We start from the raw sequence: 21,469 nt of genomic DNA, 5'->3' as shown, positions 1-21,469 counted from the left end.
CCGCTGTTGGGAGTGGCGTGTTGAGGGCGTGAGGGGACGTGGAAGGATTGCCGCATGAGCGCAGTGAAACTCGACGGCAAGGCGACCGCCGCCAAGATAAAGGCAGACCTCACGACCCGAGTGGCCGCGCTCAAGGAACGCGGCATCACGCCCGGCCTGGGCACCGTTCTCGTGGGTGACGACCCCGGCAGCCAGATCTACGTCGCGGGCAAGCACCGCGACTGCGCCGAGGTGGGCATCGCCTCCATCCGCGTCGACCTCCCGGCGACCGCCACCCAGGCCCAGGTCGAGGCGGCCATCGACGAGCTCAACGCCTCACCCGAGTGCACCGGCTACATCGTCCAGCTCCCTCTCCCCAAGCACCTCGACGCGATGGCCCTGCTCGAGCGCATGGACCCGGCCAAGGACGCCGACGGCCTCCACCCGATCAACCTGGGCCGCCTCGTCCACATGGTCGACGCCCCGCTCCCGTGCACCCCGTACGGCATCGTGCTGCTCCTGCAGGAGTACGGCGTGCCGATCAAGGGCGCCGAGGTGGCCGTGGTCGGGCGCGGCATCACGGTGGGCCGTTCGCTGGGCCTCCTGCTCACCCGCCGCAGCGAGAACGCCACCGTGACCCTCTGCCACACCGGCACCCAGGACCTGGCCGGACACGTTCGCCGGGCGGACATCGTGGTGGCGGCGGCGGGCGTACCCGGTCTGATCACCCGTGACATGGTCAAGCCCGGCGCGGCCGTCCTCGACGTGGGGGTCTCCCGCGTCAACGGCAAGATCGCCGGTGACGTGGCGCTCGACGTGGCGGAGGTCGCGGGGTTCCTGACGCCCAACCCGGGCGGCGTCGGGCCCATGACCCGCGCTCTGCTGCTGTCCAACGTGGTGGAGGCCGCCGAGCGCTCCCTATGAGCTGCTGAACGCTCTCGACGTACGTGCGGCCGGCGCCCCGCGCCGGCCGCACACCCCTAGAACGGGTACGTGGCGATGTCCCCCTGCATGGTGACCCACTGCGTCTCGGTGAAGGCGTCGACGTTCGCCCCGGTGCCGCCGAACCGCGCCCCCGTCCCCGAGGCCCCCACCCCGCCGAACGGCGCCACGGCCTCGTCGTCCACGGTCTGGTCGTTGATGTGCACGATCCCCGTCGGCACCAGGTCGGCCAGCGCCATCCCCTTCATCACGTCCCGCGTGAGGATGCCCAGCGACAGGCCGTACTCCGAGTCCGCGGCCAGCGCCGCAGCCTCCTCCAGCGTGGAGAACGTCGTCACCGGCGCCACCGGCCCGAACACCTCCTCCGCGTACGCCGGCGCGCTCACCGGCACCTCGGCCAGCACGGTCGGCCGGTAGAACAGCCCCTCGTACGTCCCCCCGGCGGCGAGCCGGGCCCCGGCGGAGACGCTCGCGGTGACCAGCTGGTGCACCCGGTCGCGCTGCCCGGCGTCGATCAGGGGCCCGAGCGCGACCTGCCCGGTGGCGGGGTCGCCCACCGGCAGCCCCGTGGCCTTGGCGGCCAGGCGCTCGACGTATTCCTCGGCCACGGCCTCGTGCACGAGGTGCCGTCCCGAGGTCATGCAGATCTGCCCCTGGTGGAAGAACGACGCCCACGCGCCCGCCGACGCGGCGGCCCCGAGGTCGGCGTCGTCGAAGACGACCAGCGCCGAGTTCCCGCCCAGCTCCAGGTGGACCCGCTTGAGCAGGCGCGCCGCCGCCTCCCCGACCTTGCGCCCGGCGGCGGTGGAGCCGGTGAAGGAGATCACGGGGATGTTCGGGTCGGCGACCAGCGCCTGACCGGCCTCGGGACCGCCGGGCAGCACGTGCAGGAGCCCGCTCGGCAGCCCGGCCTCCTCGAAGACCCGCGCGATCGCGAACCCGCCGCACACGGCCGTACGCTGGTCCGGCTTGAACACCACCGCGTTCCCCAGCGCCAGCGCCGGGGCGACCGACCGGATGCCCAGGATCAGCGGGAAGTTGAACGGCGCGATCACCCCCACGACCCCGACCGGCACCCGCCGCGCGAAGCTGAGCCGCTTGCGGGCCGTCGGCAGCACCTCGCCCAGGGGCTGCGAGGCCAGCGCCGCCGCCTCGTAGCACTCCTGCGCCGCCACGTGCGTCTCGAACCCGGCCTTGCCCGGCACGCCGCCGGACTCCCGGACGATCCAGTCCTGGATCTCCTGCGCGTGCTCCTCGAACAGCCGTCCGGCCCGCCGCAGCAGCGCCGCCCGCTCCTCGTACGGCGTGGCGGCCCACGCCCGCTGCTCCGACCGGGCCCGTACGGCGGCAGCGGTCACGTCGTCGGCGCCGGCGGTGCCCGCGCGGCCGAGTTCGTCGCCGGTGGCGGGCTCGGTGACGGGCGCGTCACCGGCGCGCGAGGCCGTCCATCCGCCGTCGAAGATCGATCCCGTCCAGATCTTGGGGTCGAGGAACGTCATGGTGAGCCTCCTAAGGCTGGAAGTCCGGATCCACGGTCACGGTCACGTCGAGCAGCAGGGGCTCCTCGCGGGCCGCGAGCGACGGGAGCACCGCGTCGAGTGCCGCCGTCAGCTCGTCGTACGAGTCCACCCGCCTGGCGGGGCAGCCCAAAGACCTGGCCAGGCCGCCCATGTCCACCTCGGTGAACGGCGGCCACGGCGCCTTGCCGCCCTGCTTGTCGGCCAGCCGGTCCATGATCGCGTACCGGCCGTTGGAGAGCACGACGAACAGCGCGCCCACCCGGTAGTGCGTGGCGCTCCAGAGCCCGTGCACGCCGTAGAGGGCCGACCCGTCGCCCACGACGGCGACCACGGGCCGGTCGGGGAGCGCCATCCGCAGGCCCACCGCGGCGGGCACGGCGAACCCCAGCCCGCCCATGGCCGCCGACAGGAAGCCGAGCGGGGTCCTGGCGGGCACGAGCCGGTGCAGGTCGGGGCGGGACGAGGGGGTCTCCTCGACGAGCACGGTGTCGGCGGGCAGCCGCAGCGCCAGCTCGCGCAGCACGTGCGCCGCCCGCAACGGCCGCCCCGCAGCGGGCAGTTCGGGAACGTCCGCCATGGGAGCCCGTCCCGCGGCCGGTGACGATGAGGGGAGCAGAGCGGCCAGCCGGGCGCAGACGGCCGACGGCGAGGCGAGGTAGGCCAGGTCGGCCGGGCTGCGATGTGCCTCGGCCGGGTCGTCCGTGATCACCGCGACCGACGTCCCCGCCGCCACCAGGGGACCGGGCGCGTACGGATACTGCCGGAAGACGGGAGCCCCCACCGCGAGCACCACGTCGTGCCCCGCCAGCGCCTCCCGCAGCCGAACCCGGTCGGCGGGCAGCACCCCCGCGTACTGCGGATGGTCCTGCGGGAACCCGGCCCGCCCCCCGAACGACTCCTGGAACACGGGACACCCGAGCCGCTCGGCCAGCGTGACCAGCGCCTCCCACCCGGCCCCCGCGCCCGCGACGATCGCCGGCGACCGGGCCCCCGACAGCAGCTCCACCAGCGGCGCGAGGTCATCGTCCGGGATGCCGGCGGGCCGCACCATCCGCGCGGGCGCCGCCACCGTCTCGCCCGAGAAGGGCGCCTCCCAGTCGTCCATCGGCACCACGACCAGCGCGGGCCCGCGGAAGGTCGTCGCCTCGTGAAAGGCCCGGGCCACCGCCCCGGGCACGTCCTGCGCGCGCACCGGCTGGTCCACCCGCACCGGATAGTCCCCGGCCAGCCCGCTCAGGTGCCCGGTCAGGAACGGCTCCAGCGCCAGATGCCGCCGGTCCTGCTGCCCGACCAGGATCACCAGCGGCACCCGGTTCACCCGGGCGGTGGCGATGGCCCCCACCGCGTTCCCCAGCCCGGCCGTGGTGTGCAGCACGGCCAGCGCGGGCGCCTCGTGCCCGATCGCCCACCCCGTGGCCATCCCCACCACGGACCCCTCGTGGAGCGCGAGCACGAAACGCAGGTCGTCCGGGAGCCCGGTCAGCAGGGTCACCTCGGTGGAGCCGGGGTTGCCGAAGATCGTAGTCAGGCCGTACCGCCTGAGCACGTCGAACGTGGCGTCCCGGACGGTCGTCATCGCCGGTCCCTGGCCCGCTGGATCTGCCGGTAGACGTGCCCGCGCAACTCGCCGAACCGGGGCAGCGAGCGGGTCGTCAGCTGGTCGCGTTCGGGCGGCAGATCCACCTTCAGGTCCTCCAGGATCACGGTCGGCGACGAGGACAGCACGATGACGCGTTGCCCCAGGTAGACCGCCTCGTCGATGTCGTGGGTGACGAACAGCGTGGTCACCTCCAGGTCCCGCCACAGCCGCAGGATCAGGTCCTCCAGGTCCGCTCGGGTCTGGGCGTCCACGGCGGCGAACGGCTCGTCCATCAGCAGCACCTGCGGCTGGTACGCCACCGCCCTGGCGATGGCCACCCGCTGCTGCATGCCGCCGGAGAGCTGCCACGGATGGGCGTCGGCGGCGTCGCCGAGACCGACCGCGTTCAAGGAGCCGTGGACCAGCTCGTGCCGCTGCCCGGCGGGCACCTTCTTCTCCTTCAGCGGCAGCTCGACGTTCTCGCGCACGGTCATCCAGGGGAAGAGGCTGCGCCCGTACTCCTGGAACACCACGGCCATCCGCGGCGGCGGCCCGGTCACGGGCACGCCGTCCACCCGCACCTCGCCCCCGCTGGCCGGCAGCAGCCCGGCGACGCACCTCAGCAGCGTGGTCTTGCCGCACCCCGACGGCCCCACCACGCACACCAGCTCGCCGGCGCCGACGCCGAACGTGATCGAGCGGATCGCCTCGACGGTGCGGCCGGGGCTCTCGTAGACCTTGCGCAACGAGGAGATCTCAAGCACGGGCGGCTCCACTGCCGTAGTACCAGGCCAGGACCCACCGCTCCACGCGGCGGAAGAGGACGGACAGGGTCAGGCCGATCAGCCCGAGCAGCAGGATCCCGCTCCACATCTCGGCGATCTGGAACTGCCGCTGGAACACCAGGATCGTGAACCCCAGCCCGCTGGAGCTGGCGAACATCTCGCTGATGACCATGAGGATGATCCCGATGGACAGCGCCTGCCGGAGCCCGGTCATGATCTGCGGGCTGGCGCCGCGCAGCACGAACCGCCGCAATCTGGCGGTTCCGCGTACGCCGTACATGCGGCAGGTGTCGGCGAGCACCTCGTCCAGCGCCCGTACGCCCTCCACGGTGTTCAGGAGAATGGGCCACAGGCAGCCAGAGACGATGACCAGCACCTTCATGGGGGTGTCGATCCCGGCCAGCAACATGATCAGCGGCACCAGCACCGGCGGCGGGATGGCCCTGAAGAACTCCAGCACCGGTTCGAGCGTGGCCCGCAGCCGCGGCGACAGCCCGATCGGCACGCCGAGGCCCACGCCCAGCAGCCCCGCCACCGCGTAGCCCGCCAGCAGCCGCCCCACGCTCGGCAGCACGTCCTCGACCACCCGCTCGGAGAACCAGGTCTCCGCGAACGCCTGCCCGACCAGGCCGGGGCTCGGCAGGTAGAACGAGCTCCCGCTGACCGCCCACCAGACCAGCACCAGCGCCGCCGGCAGGGAGAGCAGCCTGACGACCCGCATCATGCGGCCACCTCCGACCGGACGCTCGGATGCCACGCCAGCACCCGGCGCTCCAGGAGCCGCACGGCAGCGTTCACCCCGATGCCGACCAGCCCGGCCAGCACGATCAGCGCGTACACGGTCGGCACGGCCCCGCTGCTCTGCGCCACCTGGATCTCGGCGCCCAGCCCGGGGCTGCCGATCACGAGCTCGGCCGTCACCGCCAGGATGAAGGCCACCGCCGCCGCCAGCCTGAGCCCGGTCATGACGTACGGCAGCGCCGTCGGCCACACCAGGTGCCTGACCCTGGACCAGGCCGACAGCCCGTACGACCGGGCGGTGTCGAAGGCCACGGAGTCCACGGCCGCGACGCCGTACAGGACCTGGATGAGCACCTGCCAGAACGACGCGTACACCACGAGCAGGAGCGTCGAGCCCAGCGACGGCCCGAACAGCAGCGTCGCCAGCGGCACCAGCGCGACCGACGGGATCGGGCGCAGGAACTCGACGGTGGAGTTCGTCATCGCACGCAGGCCCGGCACGATCCCGATGACCACCCCGGCCGCCACCGCGGCGCAGAACGCCAGTGCCAGCCCCAGCACCCAGCCGAGCATGGTCTCGCCGAGCGCGATCCACAGCCCGGGCGTGGCCAGCTCGGCGGCGAGCGTGCCCAGGATGCGCGAGGCGGGCGGCAGGAACCGCTCGTCGACCAGGCCCAGCCGCGGTACGGCCTCCGCGAGCACCAGCAGCCCGCCGAGGCCGACGAGCCCATGTCCGAGCCTGCTGAGCGAGCCGGTCACGGCACCAGCGCCGAGACGTCGACCTTCTGCTTGAGCACCCCGTCGGCCAGCGCCAGGTCGGCCACGGTCTGCACGGAGGCCTTGTTGACCTCGACGGGCCACTTCGGCAGGTTGATCTTCGCGATCACCTCGGGCGCGATCTTGGTGTACGTCTTCAGCACCTCTCTGACCTCGTCCGGATGCGCGTCCGCGTACTCCAGCGACTTGCGCATCGCCGCCGTGAACCGCCTGGTCAGGTCGGCGTCGGTCCTGCCCGTGGTGAAGTACATGGCGACGGTGAGGTTGGGGGCGGCGTCGGCGAAGTTCCAGGCCACGGGGCGCGCTCCCTGGCTGACGGCCTGGCTGACGAACGGCTCGACCACCCAGATCGCGTCCACCCGGCCGCTCTGCAGCGCGGCGGGCGCGTCCGGGAAGGGCAACTCCACGAACTCGATGCCGGTGGGGTCGCCTCCCGCGTTGCGCACGGAGGCGCGTACGGTCGTGTCGCCGATGTTCTTGAGCTGGTTGACGGAGATCTTCTTGCCCGCCAGGTCCTTGGCCGTCCTGATCGGGCTGTCCTGCTTGACCAGCACCGCGCTGAAGTCCTTGCCCTGCTGACCGGTGGAGGAGACGCCGTTGGCGACCACCTTGACGTCGAGGCCCTGCTGCTTGGCGGTCAGCAGCGAGGTCGTGTTCGCGAACGCGAACTGGAACTGCCCGCTCACCGCCCCCGAGACGGCGGCCGCGCCGCCCTGGACCGGGGTGATGGTGAGATCGATGTTCTGCTCGGTGAAGAAGCCTTTGGCCTTGCCGAGGTGGATCGGAGCGGTGTCGACGATCGCGATCACTCCGGCGTTGACCTTGTCTGCCTGTTTGGCCTGGCCGGGGGAGGTCGAGGGCTGGGTGCCGCCGCAGGCGGCCGTGAACAAGGCGGCGAGGACGATGAGAGCGCGACGCACGGCTGCTCCTATTTGTTCGCGATGCGCACATGTATTCTCTGACCGAACAATCCCGTATCGCGGAACCTACGCTCTTGCCAGCTCATGTCAAGGGGATCACGATGGTTGATCATGTGCAGTCGCTGGCCCGGGGGCTCGCGGTGATCCGGGCGTTCAGCGCCACCGACCCTGAGCTGACGCTCAGCCAGGTGGCCCGCGCGACCGGCCTCAGCAGGGCCGCGGCCAGGCGATTCCTGCTCACGCTCGAGGACCTGGGGTACGTGCGCAGCGACGGGCGGCTGTTCTCGCTCACGCCCCGGGTGCTGGAGCTGGGGTACGCGTACCTGTCGAGCCTGTCGCTGCCCGAGGTCGCCGACCCGCACCTGGAGCGCCTGGCGGCCGAGGTGCACGAGTCGGCCTCGGTGGCGGTGCTGGACGGGGAGGACGTCGTCTACGTGGCGCGGGTGGCGACGGCGCGGATCATGCGGGTGACGATCAGCATCGGGACCCGGTTCCCCGCGTACTGCACGTCGATGGGGCGGGTCCTGCTGGCCGCCCTCCCGCCGGACGAGCTGGAAGCGTATCTGGAGGGGGCCTCGTTGCGCCGCCTCACCTCGCACACGATCGTGCTACCGGCCGCGTTGCGAGCCGAGTTGGGCAAGGTGCGCGGGCGGGGGTGGGCGATGGTGGACCAGGAGCTGGAGGAGGGGCTGCGCTCGATCGCCGCGCCGATCCGCGACCGTTCGGGGCGGACGGTGGCCGCCGTGAACGTCTCGACCCACGCCAGCCGTACGACCCTGCAGGCGGCCCGCCGCGACCTTTTGCCGCCGCTGCTGGCCACGGCCGCCAAGATCGAGGCCGACCTGGCCGCCCTGTCGGTCGCCCGAGCCTGACCCCCGCCCGCGAAGGCGGCGGTCGTTTGGCCGCCCCCTCGACGGGGTCCCTCCCAAGGGACAGCAACCGACGTCGGCGGTCGCGCCGGAGTCGGTGCATCGTGGGCACGGCCATGGGCCGTGTGCGACGTCGGGGTCAGCGGTTGCGGTAGCGGTCCGTGGCGTCCCGGGTGGCCCGGATGGCCGCGTCGGCCGTGTCGTACGTCCGCTGCGCCAGCCCCACGAAGATGCAGTCCACGATCAACAACTGGCTGATCCGACTGGCCAGCGCCCCAGGCCGGAAGGCCGTCTCCCGCCCCGCCGACACCAGCGTGTGATCGGCCAGCTCCGCCAGCGACGACCGGGGGTTGTTGGTGATGCCCACGACCAGCGCCCCGGTGTCGGCCGCGGTGCGGGCGGGCACCAGCACGTCGGGCGTCTCGCCGCTGCAGCTGATCGCCACCACCACGTCGGTCTCCTTGAGCAGCGCCGCGCTGGTCAGAGCCAGGTGCGCGTCGCTGAACGGATGGCTGGACAGCCCGATCCGCAGCAGCTTCTGCGACATGTCCGCCGCCACCAGCCCCGAGGCCCCCACCCCGTACACGTCCACCCGCCGCGCCACCGAGATGGCCTTCACCACGTCGCCCAGCTGGTCGGGGTCGAGCTGCGCGGCGGTGTCGGCCAGCGCCTCCGACTCGGCGCGGGCGACCTTGGCGATCACGTCGGTCAGCGGGTCGTCAGGCCCGAGGTCGCCGGGCACCAGCCGCTCCGGCTCCTTGGCCACCGCCGCCGCCAGGGCGAAGCGCATCTGCGAGTATCCCGCAAACCCGAGGGCCCGGGCCGTGCGCACGATGGTGGCCTCGCTCGTCCCGGAGACCGCGCTGAACTCGGTGATCGTGCTGCGCACCACCAGCCCGGGGTCGTCCAGGATGATGCGGGCGATGGACTGCGCCGCCGGGGTGAGCGAGGGCAGCACGGCGCGTACGGTGGCGACCGGGTTCGCGGGTTCGGCGGTCACTGGGTCAGCCATTCTGCCGCCGCCTGTGCGGACACGCGGGAGATGCCGTGGGTGGCCAGGTGGACGGCCCCGCCGGGCGGCGCCGGCACGCCGGTGTCCACCACGATCACGTCGGGCCGCACCGCCAGCGCCTTGGCCACCGTCGAACGCACCCAGTCGTACCGGGCGGCGTCGTGCACCACCAGCACGATCGGCCGCCCGTCGGCCGCCAGGTCCGGCAGGTCGCCCATGGGTTCGAGCTGCAGCCGGGCCGTGTTCGGCAGGAGAGAGGTGAGGGCGGCCGTGATGCCGGTCGGCGTCGAGGGGTCCACGGCCTTGCTGAAGCGGGTGTTGACCTCGACCACCAGCGGGGCGCGGTCGAGCCGGGCGGTGCCGGAGGTGGTCAGCGCCGCCCTGGCCGCCTCCAGGCCCACGCCCTCGTCCACGTCGCTCCGGGCCTTGTCGCGCAGCGCCGCCTGCGCCCCGTACCACTGGGAGAGCGCGAGCACCCGCGCGGCCGCCTCCGCGAGCCGCTCCTCGGGCAGCTCCCCGGCGCGTACGGCGGCCACGATCGTGTCGCGCATCGCATGCAGGCTCTCCTCGGTGGCCAGCCCCACGCAGATGGCGTCCACGCCCGCGCCCAGGGCCCGCACCGCGATCTCGCCCGGCGTGAACATGGCCGCCACCGCCTGCATCTCGATCGCGTCGGTGACGAGCATCCCGTCGAAGCCGAGCTCGCCCCTCAGGAGCTCGGTCATGGCGGTACGGCTCAGCGTCGCCGGCATCGACGGATCGAGAGCGGGGACGAGCAGGTGGCCCGACATGATCGAGCGCACCCCGGCGGCGATCGCGGCGCGGAATGGCGGCAGGTCGCGCGCGAAGAGCACCTCGCGCGAGGCGTGCACGGTGGGCAGCGCCAGGTGGGAGTCGGTGACGGTGTCCCCGTGGCCGGGGAAGTGCTTGGCGCACGTGGCCACGCCCGCGCCCTGGACGCCGTTCACGTACGCGACCGTGTGCCGGGAGACCAGGTCGGGCGTGGGGCCGAAGGAGCGGATGCCGATGACGGGGTTGGCCGGGTTGGAGTTCACGTCGGCGTCGGGCGCGTAGTCGAGCGTGATGTCCAGCTCGCCGAGCATCCGGCCGATCTGGCGGCCCACGCGCTCGGTGAGCGTCACGTCGTCCACCACGCCCAGGGCCCGGTTGCCGGGGAAGGAGCTGCCGGCCTGGACCTCCAGCCGGGTGACCGCGCCGCCCTCCTCGTCGATCGCGACGACGGTGTCCGGGTTCTCGGCTCGCAAATGCCGTACGAGCTGCGCATCTATGACGTTGCGGGCGAACAGGACAACCCCGCCCAGACCCTCGCCCAGCGCGCGGCGCAGCCAGTCGGGGACCGAGGTCCCCTCGTACCCTGGGTGCAACACTGTCATCGCCAGTCTGGACAGGTCACCGCTCATCGGCACTTTCCTTCACGGTTGTTGATCTGAAGGTAATTTTCTGTCATCGTCGCCTTCGATACAACCACTTTCCGAGAGGCCACCCCCCATGCCGAGCAGACGGACTCTCTTGAAGGGCCTCGCCCTCGCTGCAGCCGCCACCGCCGTTCCGATGCCTGCCTTGGCGCAGGACTACGTGCCGCCGTTGCGTCAGATGCGCGGTATGTGGATCGCCTCGGTGGTCAACATCAACTGGCCGTCGAAGCCAGGGCTGACCGCCGACGAGCAGAAGGCCGAGTTCGTCGCCTGGCTGGACGTGGCCGTGCAGCGCAAGCTCAACTCGGTGTTCGTGCAGATCAGGCCGACCGCGGACGCGTTCTGGCCGTCACCGTTCGAGCCCTGGTCACAGTATCTGACCGGAACCCAAGGTCAGGACCCTGGCTATGATCCGCTCGGCTTCGCCGTGGAGGAGACGCACAAGCGCGGCCTGGCCTTCCACGCCTGGTTCAACCCGTACCGCGTCTCGATGCAGACCGACCCCGCCAAGCTGCACCCCGACCACCCCGGGCGCAAGCACCCCGACTGGATCCTGCCGTTCGGCGGCAAGCTGTACTACAACCCGGGCCTGCCGGAGGTACGGAAGTTCTGCCAGGACGCGATGATGGACGCGATCACCCGCTACGACATCGACGGCCTGCACTTCGACGACTACTTCTACCCCACGAACACCACGGCTTTCGACGACAGCGCCACGTTCGCCAAGTACGGCGCCGGCTTCCCCGACCTGGCCACCTGGCGGCGCAACAACGTCGACCTGATGGTCCAGGAGATGCAGCAGCGCGTCCTGGCGGCCAAGCCGGAGATCGCGTGGGGGATCAGCCCGTCCGGCATCTGGCGCAACAAGGCCTCCGACCCGCTCGGCTCGGACACCAACGGCGGCCAGTCGTACGACAGCCTGCACGCCGACACCCGCGGCTGGGTCAAGAAGGGCTGGCTCGACTACATCGCGCCGCAGCTCTACTGGTACATGGGGCAGCCGCCGGCCGACTACTCCAAGCTCGTGCCCTGGTGGTCCGACGTGGCGAGCGGCACCAACACGCTGCTGTGGATCGGCCAGGCCGCCTACAAGGCGGGCGACCCGGCCCAGGCGGCCCAGTGGCAGGCCCCCGGCGAGCTGTCCGCCCACCTGACGCTCAACCGGGACCACCCCGAGATCAGCGGCGACATCTGGTACAACGCCAACGACGTCAAGGTCGACCGGATCGGCTCCATCACGACCGCCGTCAACGACCACTATCAGCGGCCCGCGCTGGCTCCCGTGCTGCCCCGGCTGGCCAACGGCGAGCCGCCGCACAGGCCGGTCCTGGCGTACGCGCTGCGCAAGCCCGGCGGGGTCGAGGTGCGCGCGGTGGCCACCGGCAGGGACGAGCCGTTCCAGTTCGCGATCTTCCGCTTCGGCGGGAACGCGTCCTCGCGCGACTTCGCCGACGCCCGCAACCTGGTCGCGGTCGTGCCCGGCGACCGGAAGGTCCGCTGGACGGACGCCGACGGGAAGCGCGGCGACCACTACTACGTGGTCGCGGTGGACCGGGCCAACCGGACCAGCAAGCCGAGCAACGGCTTCAGAGTGATCTGAGCGCATGCTTCGCCGATGAGCGTCGCTGGCCGGTTTCCTGGCCGGCGACGTGCCCGTTTCCCGTGGGTCGCGGGCACGCTGACGCTCAGGTTCCGACGCTGCCGGAACCCCTCGCCGAAGCCCCGGTCGCGATCAGGCCCCAAGAACCGTCGTCAAGAAGCCCTTCGCCCAGCCGCCGACGGCTGCTCGGCGGGGGTGCCCGTCGACCGCTGTGGTGGCACCACGGGGGTCGGACGGACCAGACCGAGCGCGACGACCTCATTGGCCAGGCGCGTGCGCCGGTTGGTGCCCTCGGGGATCCTGAACTTCTGGTAGAGCCGCAGCAGATGCTGCTTGACCGCGGCCTCGGTCACGACCAGGTCGTCGGCGATCTCGCGCGCGGTCGCCGGGGCGACGAACGCCTCGTCCGACAGCGCCGGCCTGCAGAGCGAGGTCAGCACGTCGACCTCGCGCCTGGTCAGCTCGGGCGCCGCCGCCCTGCGCAGCTCGACCTCCGGGGTGAAGTCCTCTCGGGGGACTCCACCGATGCGACCCCGCGCCGCGCCGAAGGAGACCACGTCGCCGTCGTCAAGGACCCTCCGGGCGATCGGCCTGCCGTTCACCCGCGTGCCGTTCCTGGACAGCCCCAGGTCGACGACGTACAGGTAGGGTCCTCGTCTGACGAACTCGGCATGGAGTCGAGACACACTGGGATCGGTGAGCCGGATGTCGACCCCCCGGCCTCTCCCGACCGTCGTGATCTCGGGGCGCAACGGGACCACCTCGCCAGTGTCCTCGATGCGTATGAACGGCCCCTCCACTGGCGGTTCCTCCCCTTGTGAGGCAGCGTATGAACGGCACGCCTCCACCTGGGCACGGCAGTTCCTCCCCAGGTAGCCCGCCGTAACTATTACTACAGCTCCGGCTTACCCAAACGAGGGGATGCGGAATCGCCTTTGCCGAAAGGAGAATCCGGCGTGAAATTGGTCTGGACCTTTGAGGCCGGTTTTGCCTGCTCACGGGTAGACTTCGGACGAAGATAAGCGGAGGAAACACTCATGGCGGACAAGCCCACGAAAGGCCTGGCCGATGTCGTTGCCGCGTCCACAGCGCTGAGCGACATTGACGGAAAGGCCGGCCGGCTCTTCTACCGTGGATACGACATCCACGACCTGGCCGGTCGCGCGACGTTCGAGGAGACCGCACACCTGCTTCAGCGTGGCAAGCTGCCCAACCGGTCCGAGCTCGACGCGTACGTCGACGAGCTGGCGCAGGGCCGGGAGCTGGGCGCCCTGGCTTCCGCGAACATCGCCGAGATCGCCGAGAAGCAGAAACCGATGGAGGCGCTGCGCAGCCTGGTCTCGCTGGCCGGCGCCGACGACGCGGACAAGGACTCCATCTCCCCCGACGCCAACCTGCGCAAGGCGGCCCGGCTGACCGCGCAGCAACCGCTGCTGGTCGCCCGCTACCACGCCGCCCGCACCGGCGGGAGCGTTCCCGAGCCCGACCCGTCGCTCAGCATCGCCGCGAACTTCCTGCACGAGGTCACCGGCCGCGTCCCCGATCCCCGGGCGGTCGAGATCTTCGACGAGTGCCTGGTGCTGCACGCCGACCACACCATGAACGCCTCCACGTTCGCCGCCCGCGTCTGCGCCGCGACCCTCTCGGACATGCACTCCGCGATCGTCGCCGCCATCGGCACCCTCAAGGGCCCGCTGCACGGCGGGGCGAACGAGCAGGTCATGAAGCTGCTGGAGTCGATCCCTCCGGGCCAGGTGGCCCAGGTCGTACGTGACAAGCTGGCGGCCCACGAGAAGATCATGGGCTTCGGGCACCGCGTCTACAAGACCGAGGACCCGCGCGCGACTCATCTGCGCAAGATGTCCGCCGAACTGGCCGAGGCCGGCGGCGACGACACCTACTACCGGATGTCCAAGGAGATGGAGGAGGTCGTCTTCGAGACGAAGGGCCTCTACCCCAACGTCGACTTCTACGCGGCTTCGGTCTACCACTATCTCGGGATCCCTACGGACCTTTTCACGCCGGTCTTCTCGATCAGCCGGATGTCTGGCTGGACTGCCCATGTCATAGAGCAGCACGCAGACAATAGGCTGATCCGGCCCGACAGTGAGTACATCGGTGAGACCGATCAGAAGTGGAAGCCTCTAGAGGAACGTTGAGCCACGGGACCAAGCGTGAGAGCTGGGGGCCGTACCCGCTGATTCTGGCGGGTGCGGTCATCGGCGTACTCGTGATCTTTTTCGTGAACCCGCGCTGGGGCGGGTTCACGCTGGGCGCCGTCATCATGATCGCCGCCGCCCTCCGCTTCGCCGGTTACGGTGGGCAGCTGTCCATCCGCAGCAAGAAGGTTGACGTCATCACGCTGGCCGGGTTCGGGTTCGTGCTGGTCCTGACCTCGCTCCTGCTCTACAACAACGAGCTCAAAGCGTTGATACTGTCCCTTTTCGCCTGATGACCGGACGGTCCGATAGCCTCAACGCATCAAAACATTGAAGGGGAACCATTCGCATGCCCAAGATCAAGGTGGAGGGTCCTGTCGTCGAGCTTGACGGCGACGAGATGACCCGGATCATCTGGCAGTTCATCAAGGACCAGCTGATCCTTCCCTACCTCGACGTCGACCTGAAGTACTACGACCTCGGCATCCAGTACCGGGACGAGACGGACGACCAGGTCACCATCGACGCCGCGAACGCCATCAAGAAGTACGGCGTCGGTGTGAAATGCGCCACCATCACCCCGGACGAGGCGCGGGTCGAGGAGTTCGGTCTCAAGAAGATGTGGAAGTCCCCCAACGGGACCATCCGCAACATCCTCGGCGGCGTGATCTTCCGCGAGCCGATCATCATGTCGAACGTGCCGCGCCTCGTCCCCGGCTGGACCAAGCCGATCGTCGTCGGCCGTCACGCCTTCGGTGACCAGTACCGCGCCACCGACCTGAAGATCCCCGGCGAGGGCACGCTGACCCTGACGTACACGCCGAAGGACGGCTCCGAGCCGATCGAGCTCGACGTGTACGACTTCCCCGGCAGCGGCGTCGCGCTGGCGATGTACAACCTGGACGAGTCGATCCGCGACTTCGCCCGCGCCTCGATGCGCTACGGCCTGGCCCGCAACTACCCGGTCTACCTGTCGACGAAGAACACGATCCTCAAGGCGTACGACGGCCGCTTCAAGGACATCTTCGCCGAGGTCTACGAGAGCGAGTTCAAGGCCGACTTCGAGAAGGCCGGTCTCACGTACGAGCACCGCCTCATCGACGACATGGTCGCCGCGGCGATGAAGTGGGAAGGCGGCTACGTCTGGGCCGCGAAGAACTACGACGGCGACGTGCAGTCCGACACTGTGGCGCAGGGCTTCGGCTCCCTCGGCCTGATGACCTCGGTCCTGATGACCCCCGACGGCAGGACCGTCGAGGCCGAGGCCGCGCACGGCACCGTGACTCGCCACTACCGCGAGCACCAGAAGGGCAACCCCACCTCCACCAACCCCATCGCCTCGATCTTCGCGTGGACGCGCGGCCTGGCCCACCGGGGCAAGCTCGACAACACCCCCGCCGTGACCGACTTCGCCAACAAGCTGGAAGAGGTCTGCGTCGAGACCGTCGAGGGCGGCCAGATGACCAAGGACCTGGCGCTCCTGGTCGGCGGCGACGCCAAGTGGCTCACCACCCAGGACTTCCTGAGCGCACTGGACGAGAACCTCAAGAAGAAGATGGCCTGATCGTTCTTTTCGGGAGGGCCGCCCACGTGGCGGCCCTTTCGCTTGTCCGCTTCCCAGACCATCTCTTGACAGTGGCGCGGCGTGGCGCAGTTGATCAGCTGGGTAAGAGCCACCTCGTAACAGTCGTACGCGTCTCGGGGGGTTCGGATGCGACTGCGTATTTTCAGTGGAGTGGGGCTGTTGGCCGCCGCCGCCCTCCTGAGCGGCTGCGACTCGCAGCCCACCACCGTCAAGATGGCCGACACCAAGGTCGACGCCGCCGCCAAGCTCAAGGCGACCCAGGCCGCCAAGGCCAAGCGCGCCGCCGAGGTCAAGGCGAACGAGCTGGGGCAGATCCCGGTGCTGATGTTCCACCGGGTGATCGACAAACCGGGCTCGACGGACGACAGGACGCCGCAGCAGTTCCGCGCGGATCTGGAGCGGCTGGCCAGGGAGGGGTACGTGCCGATCACCGCCGCCGAGATGGTGGCCGGGAAGATCGACATTCCGGCGGGCAAGCACCCGGTGGTGCTGACCTTCGACGACTCGTCGCCGTCGCAGCTGACGCTCAACGAGGTAGGCGTCCCCGCCCCGAACACCGCCGTCGCCATCCTCAAGGACGTGGCGGCCAAGAACCCGGGCTTCCCGGCGAAGGCCACCTTCTACGTGACCCGCGACATGTTCGGCAAGACCATACGCGAGGAGCAGGCCCAGATGCTGGGCTGGCTCAAGGACAACGGCTTCGAGATCGGCAACCACACCCGCGACCACATCAACCTGCGCGGACGCTCGCACCAGGAGGTCGACGAGCAGATCAGCACGATCGCCCAGCAGATCGCCTCCCTCTCCGGCGTCCACCCCACCACGATCGCCCTGCCGTACGGCAACCAGCCGAGCACCAAGGAGTGGGCCATGCACGGCAAGGCCTACAACCACCTGGGCGCGTTCCTGGCCGGTTACACGCCCGCGCCGGCGCCGTTCAGCAAGGCGTTCGAACCGCCGGGGATCCCGCGGATCAAGGTCATGGAGAAGAAGGGCGACTGCAAGCAGTTCTGCTCGGAGGCGTGGCTGGACTGGCTCAAGAACAACCCGGACATGCGCTACACCTCGGACGGGGACGTGCGGACCGTGGCGTATCCGAAGTTCAAGAACCCGTACCTGCGCAAGACCTTCTCCAAGTGGGGGCTGCCCTACTGACGGACCTTCCCGAGGGCCACTCCCAGTTCGGCGGGCTGCAGGAAGAGGTCGGCCACGTCACTCATGCGAACGTCGAGTCGCCGCGCCGCCCCGGTGGCGAGGTCCACGACGTGGTAGGCCATCTCGGCACGAGGTCCGGAGGTCTGCACGACGACGGCGTCCTCGCCGTCCCAGCGCAGGACGCTCGTGGCCTGCCGGCCCGCCGGCAGTCGCGGCGCGACGGTCCGCGCCGGCCTGCCGGTTGACGTGTCGGTGAGCACGATGCCGTGCCCGACGAGGCCGTCCGGCGTGATCTCGCGGGCGAGTGTGGCCGTCGTGCGCCCGGACGGCGACGGCATGGCGCCCGCCGCCAGGTTGCCGGGCAGCGTGAAGCGTCCGACCACCTTGCCCTTGGGCGACCAGACGGTGAACGAGGCCGACGTGGTGTGCCCGGGCAGGCTGTTCGTGCGACGGGTCGTCTTGGTCATGAGCCCCGCGGACGTCCAGCCGACGACCTGCCCGACGGCGGGCAGGTGACGGACGGCGCCGGTGCCGAGGTCCACGATCATCGGGTTCTCCAGCACGGTCTCGTCGTCCTTGTCCAGGTGGTCGCGCTGGATGAGCAGGTGGCGGCCGTCGAGGGAGAACAGCGGGATCTGGGCTCCGAACATCTCGCCGACCGTGCCGCCCTTCTGACGCACGGGGAGCGCCTTGACCGCTCCGGTGCGCAGGTCGGCCACGACGTACGTGTCGTCGCTCGTCCGCAGGTAGGCCGCATGTGTGCCGTCCGGGCTGAGGGAGAGCGAGTCCGCGGCGTCGGTGCCGGGCAGCCGGCCTCGCTCGCCGCCCCACGCGACAAGGACCCAGTGGCTGCACGGGGCCGAGTCGTTCTCGCAGGCCGGGCTGTACGCATACCGGATGGGGGAGGCGTACCTGCTGCGTTCTTCCGGGGCGGCAGTGACCGTGCGGGTCGGCTCGGGGCGGGCGAACTGGACCGGCGGTTGCTCGCCGGTCGGGCCGATCACCCACGCGGTGGCCACGGCCAGCGCTGCCGCGGCGAAGGCGTACCACCACCGGCTCACTGGATCCTCCCGAACACCGCGCCGTCGAGGTTCGCCGGCAGGTCCCGCATCGGGCTCGCCTCGCCGGTGCCCGGATCGACCAGCTGGAACTCCTTCTCGGCATCCGCGTCGATCTTGATGAGGAGCCGTCCGTCCCGCGCCCAGGCGAGTGCCTTCGGCGTGCCGGCTTGCTCGGGCACGCTCAGCTTGGCGTGCCCGCGGATCTCGGCCGTGCGGGGATCCATGGTCAGCACCTCCTCCTCGGTGAGGACGACCAGCGCGCGGGCGTCGGGGGAGGAGATCACCTCGAGCGTCGGATCGAAGGGTGCCCGGGTCCGCACCGTGCCGTCGTACCCGATCGTGAGGAGTTCGGTGTCGGGGGAGCCCGCCGGCGCACGGCGGCCGGTGGTCGCCATGACGCCGTCGGGGCCGAAGCCGAGCACGCGGCCGACGCCCGGCAGGCGGGTGCGGGCTCCGGTGCGGTTGTCGATCACTTCCGGGCCGACGCTCACGTACCGGCCGTCCTGGGACAGCACCACCTCGGGGAGGGGCCTGCCGGTCAGCGGCCCGGTCAGGTCGCGCCGCGCGCCCGGCCCCGACAGGTCCTGCTGCACGAGGCGGCGAGTGGCTTCGTCCACGTAGACGAGGTGCAGGCCGTCGCCGCTGAGCACGAAGGCATCGCCGGACAACCGCGTGCTCGCCTGGCCCACCTCCTGCTGCTGCCCTTCGCTCCGCAGCGTCCACGTGCCGGACCCCGGATCCATCAGCGCGTACTGGAAGGGTCCGGCGAGGATCTCGGGAGCGGCGGCGTCCGGCGTCTCCTGCCACGCGGACCGGCCCAGGGCCAGTCCCACGCCGGCCAGTGCCACACCCGCGGTGACCCAGAGCCAGGTCGTCCTCCGGCCCGAGGCGCCGGCCCGCCAGGCGTTCGAGGCCAGGGCCAACGCCAGGATCGGCAGGCCGACGAGGGCCGGCACGCCTATGTCGTTGAACTGCTGTACGGGCAGGGCGATCACCGACGTCCAGAGGGCCGCGGACGCGCCCACCCCGAGCAGCCGGCGGGCGGCATGGGACCGCGTGGCCAGTTCCCCGCCCACGAGGTCAGCCGGCCCCGGGAGCAGCGCCCGCCGGTGCAGGCCGCTGACCATGAACTGGACGCCGGCCACCACGGCGAGCGCGGCCGCGGCGCCGAGTCGACGGCCGACGGTGGTCTCCGCGGAGAGGGACCGTTCGACCGTGCTGAAGGCGACCCCGCAGGAGAAGGCGGCGCAGATCAGCCAGGTCGCGGTGAGCTGCGGCGGGACGAGTCGTATTCCCGGCGCGCGCCGAATTGGGCCCCGCGGACGGCCGAATGCGATTTCACCGGTCATGACTCCCAGGAGCCAGCCGATCAGCACGAAGTAAGGAGCCAGAAACATTGAGCCGGATGTTGCGCTGAAAACTCCTGTGGCCAGTCCCGCGCTGGTGCCCATCCACCGGAATCGCCGCGTCACCTGGAGATATCGCAGTATGTGAGGGCCGTTGAACGCGGTGATGTCCACCATTTGGCGGTGTCCGAATCGGTCCGCCTCAACGCGGTGCAGGGGTGAGTTGGCGGCCGCGGCGGCCATCGGTATCACCAATAACAGGAAGACCAGAAAGCCGGTCAGCAACAAGAGTCGTCTTTCGCCACGCCCGGAAAAGTAGCAGAATGCGGAATCGCCAAAAAGGGGGCTCGAGTGATTTCCGATGAAGTCTGGGTGCGCCTGGACCCAAGGACGGGCATGGTGCGCCGGTTCGCCTACGGACGCTGGGTCCTGGCCGCGATCGCGGTGCTCGTCGCCGGGGTCACCTGGATGAGCGGAGCGATCGTCCCCCGCCTGTCGCACGACGCGAGCGGTGGCACCGGCACGACGTCCCAGGATGAGGCGGGTCGGCGGCGCGTCGAGGTGCAGATCGTCCTGCAGGTCGTCAACGAAGGCTGGCTGCCCACGACGGTCACGGCGGTGGGCGTGCGCTCGGCCGGTCTCGCGCTCCGATCGGTGACCCTCGACGGTGGCGGCGCCTTTCCCCGCTCGATCCCGCCCCGCACGCGGATGACGCTGACCCTCGTCCTCGGTGTCACCGACTGCCGGGCCGCCCTGTCGGAAGACGTCCCCCTCGTGGTGGAGACGGAGCAGTGGTGGGGCCGCACCACTGCCGAGCCCCTGGCCGAGGAACCCTGGCACGCCCTCTCGATCGAGTCCGCCTGCCGCCTCAACGCTTCCTGACGAAGGAGATGTCCGCCGCGCGCAGGCGGTCGATGAGCGGCCGGCCCATGGCCGAGGCCGTCGTGAGCTGGCCGGCGCGGTCCGGGAGGTCGTCGAAGGCGAGGCAGAGGGCCGACTCCGCGAACATCCTGGCCGTTGCGCCGTAGCCCGGGTCCCCGCCCGCGACCTCCGTGACCACGCGCTCGCCCCCGCCCTCGCCCAGGAACGTGACCTTGAACCAGTTCCGGGCGCGGCGCTCGGCCGACGGGCCCTCGCCGGGCTTCAGCCGGTCCTGGATCCAGCCGCGTACGGGCGGGATCTGGGCGAGTGCGGCGAAGGCGCCGGCGGCCGTCACGGTGGCCAGGGCCTCGGGGAGGGTGCGGACGGCGTAGTGCTGGCGGTAGGTGAAGTCGGGGCCGTAGCGGTCGAGGAGGCGGGCCGAGTAGCCGACCACGAACGGGTCGAGGCTCGGCATCGGGAGCGCCCAGCCGCCCACGTAGCGGACGCCGCCGGGCAGCGAGCTCACCCTGCGGCCGCTGGGCCGGGGCTCGGCGGAGCGGCGCTGCGTGCCCTGCTGGACCGTCTGGCGGGCGCGGCCGAGGATGGACATCATCGTGGCCAGGGTGCCGCCCGACGGGGCCATCCTCGCCCGCAGGAAGCCGCTCACCCTGAGCGGGACGCCCTCGGGGAGGTGGGTGACGGTGTGGAGCACGCCCAGGTCGTACGGGATGGAGTCGAAGCCGCAGGCGTGCACGAGCTTGGCGCCGCTCCTGGCCGCCCGGTCGTGGTAGCGCACGTAGACCAGGTCCACGAACTCGGGCTCGCCCGTCAGATCCAGGTAATGGGTGCCGGCGTCGGCGCACGCGGCCACCAGCGGCTCTCCGTACGCCACATAAGGGCCGACCGTCGTGGCCAGGACGCGCGTCTGACGGGCGAGCGCGGCCACCGAGGCGGGGTCCGTGGCGTCGGCGAGCAGGATCGGTACGTCGAGCCCCAGCCGCTCCAGCTTGGCGCGGTCGCGCCCGGCCAGCGCCCACCGCGTGCCGGGTCCGGCGGCCTGCGCGAGGTAGGCGGCCGTGAGCGCGCCGGTGAAGCCGCTCGCTCCGAAAAGTACGATGTCGTAGGGGCGCTCCATGATCCAG

20 protein-coding genes are annotated in these 21,469 nt (G+C 70.9%); 8 read left to right on the top strand and 12 right to left on the bottom strand.

Annotated elements, in window-relative coordinates; translation table 11 throughout:
- Positions 1-54: 54 nt before the first annotated feature.
- Positions 55-903: a bifunctional methylenetetrahydrofolate dehydrogenase/methenyltetrahydrofolate cyclohydrolase gene (locus ACWDRB_RS16070; RefSeq protein WP_350731213.1), complete on the top strand. Its 849-nt coding sequence runs from the start codon at positions 55-57 to the stop codon at positions 901-903.
- 56 nt (positions 904-959) lie between these two features.
- Here ACWDRB_RS16070 and ACWDRB_RS16065 read toward each other — a convergent pair whose 3' ends face one another.
- Genes ACWDRB_RS16065 through ACWDRB_RS16040 form a run of 6 tightly spaced genes read right to left on the bottom strand, consistent with a single transcriptional unit; the run spans position 960 to position 7,243 of the window.
- The gene (locus ACWDRB_RS16065) at positions 960-2,420 is read right to left on the bottom strand and encodes a benzaldehyde dehydrogenase (protein ID WP_449894430.1); all 1,461 of its coding nucleotides are present in this window, start codon (positions 2,418-2,420) and stop codon (positions 960-962) included.
- Positions 2,421-2,430: 10 nt separating this feature from the next.
- A complete protein-coding gene (locus ACWDRB_RS16060; RefSeq protein WP_449894428.1) occupies positions 2,431-4,017 on the bottom strand; it encodes a thiamine pyrophosphate-dependent enzyme in 1,587 nt (528 codons plus the stop codon).
- Complete coding sequence (locus ACWDRB_RS16055) at positions 4,014-4,784, bottom strand: ABC transporter ATP-binding protein (RefSeq protein WP_449894426.1); 771 nt, start codon at positions 4,782-4,784, stop codon at positions 4,014-4,016. Before ACWDRB_RS16055 ends, ACWDRB_RS16060 begins: the two co-directional genes overlap by 4 nt.
- Positions 4,777-5,529: an ABC transporter permease gene (locus ACWDRB_RS16050; RefSeq protein ID WP_449894423.1), complete on the bottom strand. Its 753-nt coding sequence runs from the start codon at positions 5,527-5,529 to the stop codon at positions 4,777-4,779. The genes ACWDRB_RS16055 and ACWDRB_RS16050 overlap by 8 nt, the downstream gene beginning before the upstream one ends.
- Positions 5,526-6,305, bottom strand: a complete 780-nt coding sequence (locus tag ACWDRB_RS16045) for an ABC transporter permease (RefSeq protein WP_449894421.1) — start codon at positions 6,303-6,305, stop codon at positions 5,526-5,528. Before ACWDRB_RS16045 ends, ACWDRB_RS16050 begins: the two co-directional genes overlap by 4 nt.
- On the bottom strand, positions 6,302-7,243 hold the full coding sequence (locus tag ACWDRB_RS16040) for an ABC transporter substrate-binding protein (protein WP_449894419.1): 942 nt from the start codon (positions 7,241-7,243) through the stop codon (positions 6,302-6,304). The genes ACWDRB_RS16045 and ACWDRB_RS16040 overlap by 4 nt, the downstream gene beginning before the upstream one ends.
- A 101-nt stretch (positions 7,244-7,344) precedes the next feature.
- Here ACWDRB_RS16040 and ACWDRB_RS16035 point away from each other — a divergent pair, with 101 nt between their 5' ends.
- Positions 7,345-8,115 carry an IclR family transcriptional regulator gene (locus ACWDRB_RS16035; protein ID WP_449894417.1) on the top strand — a complete coding sequence of 257 codons (771 nt, stop codon included), beginning with the start codon at positions 7,345-7,347 and terminating at the stop codon, positions 8,113-8,115.
- Between the two features lie 136 nt (positions 8,116-8,251).
- On the opposite strand, the gene ACWDRB_RS16030 is transcribed toward ACWDRB_RS16035, so the two are convergent.
- A complete protein-coding gene (locus tag ACWDRB_RS16030) occupies positions 8,252-9,124 on the bottom strand; it encodes a MurR/RpiR family transcriptional regulator (protein WP_449894415.1) in 873 nt (290 codons plus the stop codon).
- Positions 9,109-10,545: a glycoside hydrolase family 3 protein gene (locus ACWDRB_RS16025; protein ID WP_449894413.1), complete on the bottom strand. Its 1,437-nt coding sequence runs from the start codon at positions 10,543-10,545 to the stop codon at positions 9,109-9,111. Before ACWDRB_RS16025 ends, ACWDRB_RS16030 begins: the two co-directional genes overlap by 16 nt.
- A gap of 151 nt (positions 10,546-10,696) precedes the next feature.
- On the opposite strand from ACWDRB_RS16025, the gene ACWDRB_RS16020 reads away from it, so the two are divergent.
- On the top strand, positions 10,697-12,160 hold the full coding sequence (locus ACWDRB_RS16020) for a glycoside hydrolase family 10 protein (RefSeq protein WP_449894411.1): 1,464 nt from the start codon (positions 10,697-10,699) through the stop codon (positions 12,158-12,160).
- Between the two features lie 152 nt (positions 12,161-12,312).
- On the opposite strand, the gene ACWDRB_RS16015 is transcribed toward ACWDRB_RS16020, so the two are convergent.
- Positions 12,313-12,960: an FHA domain-containing protein gene (locus ACWDRB_RS16015; protein WP_192790024.1), complete on the bottom strand. Its 648-nt coding sequence runs from the start codon at positions 12,958-12,960 to the stop codon at positions 12,313-12,315.
- Between the two features lie 237 nt (positions 12,961-13,197).
- Here ACWDRB_RS16015 and ACWDRB_RS16010 point away from each other — a divergent pair, with 237 nt between their 5' ends.
- The 4 genes from ACWDRB_RS16010 to ACWDRB_RS15995 all read left to right on the top strand — a co-directional run bounded on the left by ACWDRB_RS16010 (position 13,198) and on the right by ACWDRB_RS15995 (position 17,059).
- Positions 13,198-14,319, top strand: a complete 1,122-nt coding sequence (locus ACWDRB_RS16010; RefSeq protein WP_363962298.1) for a citrate/2-methylcitrate synthase — start codon at positions 13,198-13,200, stop codon at positions 14,317-14,319.
- The gene (locus ACWDRB_RS16005; protein WP_387571334.1) at positions 14,316-14,612 is read left to right on the top strand and encodes a DUF3017 domain-containing protein; all 297 of its coding nucleotides are present in this window, start codon (positions 14,316-14,318) and stop codon (positions 14,610-14,612) included. The genes ACWDRB_RS16010 and ACWDRB_RS16005 overlap by 4 nt, the downstream gene beginning before the upstream one ends.
- A 56-nt stretch (positions 14,613-14,668) precedes the next feature.
- Positions 14,669-15,883 carry an NADP-dependent isocitrate dehydrogenase gene (locus ACWDRB_RS16000; protein WP_449894406.1) on the top strand — a complete coding sequence of 405 codons (1,215 nt, stop codon included), beginning with the start codon at positions 14,669-14,671 and terminating at the stop codon, positions 15,881-15,883.
- Between the two features lie 171 nt (positions 15,884-16,054).
- Positions 16,055-17,059, top strand: a complete 1,005-nt coding sequence (locus ACWDRB_RS15995; protein ID WP_449894404.1) for a polysaccharide deacetylase family protein — start codon at positions 16,055-16,057, stop codon at positions 17,057-17,059.
- Here the strand turns inward: ACWDRB_RS15995 and ACWDRB_RS15990 are convergent.
- Together ACWDRB_RS15990 and ACWDRB_RS15985 are read right to left on the bottom strand one after the other, a co-directional pair.
- Complete coding sequence (locus ACWDRB_RS15990; RefSeq protein ID WP_449894402.1) at positions 17,053-18,120, bottom strand: hypothetical protein; 1,068 nt, start codon at positions 18,118-18,120, stop codon at positions 17,053-17,055. The two genes, ACWDRB_RS15995 and ACWDRB_RS15990, sit on opposite strands and share 7 nt — an antisense overlap.
- The gene (locus ACWDRB_RS15985) at positions 18,117-19,517 is read right to left on the bottom strand and encodes a hypothetical protein (protein ID WP_449894400.1); all 1,401 of its coding nucleotides are present in this window, start codon (positions 19,515-19,517) and stop codon (positions 18,117-18,119) included. The genes ACWDRB_RS15990 and ACWDRB_RS15985 overlap by 4 nt, the downstream gene beginning before the upstream one ends.
- Positions 19,518-19,817: 300 nt before the next feature.
- Between ACWDRB_RS15985 and ACWDRB_RS15980 the strand changes: the two genes are divergently transcribed.
- Complete coding sequence (locus ACWDRB_RS15980; protein WP_449894398.1) at positions 19,818-20,348, top strand: hypothetical protein; 531 nt, start codon at positions 19,818-19,820, stop codon at positions 20,346-20,348.
- Here the strand turns inward: ACWDRB_RS15980 and ACWDRB_RS15975 are convergent.
- Positions 20,335-21,462: a saccharopine dehydrogenase family protein gene (locus tag ACWDRB_RS15975; protein ID WP_363963089.1), complete on the bottom strand. Its 1,128-nt coding sequence runs from the start codon at positions 21,460-21,462 to the stop codon at positions 20,335-20,337. The genes ACWDRB_RS15980 and ACWDRB_RS15975 overlap by 14 nt on opposite strands.
- Positions 21,463-21,469: the final 7 nt, after the last annotated feature.

This window comes from Nonomuraea sp. NPDC003707, assembly GCF_053587055.1.
The sequence above is the reverse complement of the archived record's forward strand: the minus strand, read 5'-3'. Positions and strand labels throughout refer to the sequence as shown.

What these genes read in the sequence shown, in the direction of transcription:
- ACWDRB_RS16070 (WP_350731213.1), top strand. Translation starts at nt 55, where the DNA reads ATGAGCGCAGTGAAACTCGACGGCAAGGCGACCGCCGCCAAGATAAAG.
- ACWDRB_RS16065 (WP_449894430.1), bottom strand. Translation starts at nt 2,420, where the DNA reads ATGACGTTCCTCGACCCCAAGATCTGGACGGGATCGATCTTCGACGGC.
- ACWDRB_RS16060 (WP_449894428.1), bottom strand. Translation starts at nt 4,017, where the DNA reads ATGACGACCGTCCGGGACGCCACGTTCGACGTGCTCAGGCGGTACGGC.
- ACWDRB_RS16050 (WP_449894423.1), bottom strand. Translation starts at nt 5,529, where the DNA reads ATGATGCGGGTCGTCAGGCTGCTCTCCCTGCCGGCGGCGCTGGTGCTG.
- ACWDRB_RS16035 (WP_449894417.1), top strand. Translation starts at nt 7,345, where the DNA reads ATGGTTGATCATGTGCAGTCGCTGGCCCGGGGGCTCGCGGTGATCCGG.
- ACWDRB_RS16030 (WP_449894415.1), bottom strand. Translation starts at nt 9,124, where the DNA reads ATGGCTGACCCAGTGACCGCCGAACCCGCGAACCCGGTCGCCACCGTA.
- ACWDRB_RS16025 (WP_449894413.1), bottom strand. Translation starts at nt 10,545, where the DNA reads ATGAGCGGTGACCTGTCCAGACTGGCGATGACAGTGTTGCACCCAGGG.
- ACWDRB_RS16020 (WP_449894411.1), top strand. Translation starts at nt 10,697, where the DNA reads ATGCCTGCCTTGGCGCAGGACTACGTGCCGCCGTTGCGTCAGATGCGC.
- ACWDRB_RS16010 (WP_363962298.1), top strand. Translation starts at nt 13,198, where the DNA reads ATGGCGGACAAGCCCACGAAAGGCCTGGCCGATGTCGTTGCCGCGTCC.
- ACWDRB_RS16000 (WP_449894406.1), top strand. Translation starts at nt 14,669, where the DNA reads ATGCCCAAGATCAAGGTGGAGGGTCCTGTCGTCGAGCTTGACGGCGAC.
- ACWDRB_RS15985 (WP_449894400.1), bottom strand. Translation starts at nt 19,517, where the DNA reads ATGTTTCTGGCTCCTTACTTCGTGCTGATCGGCTGGCTCCTGGGAGTC.
- ACWDRB_RS15975 (WP_363963089.1), bottom strand. Translation starts at nt 21,462, where the DNA reads ATGGAGCGCCCCTACGACATCGTACTTTTCGGAGCGAGCGGCTTCACC.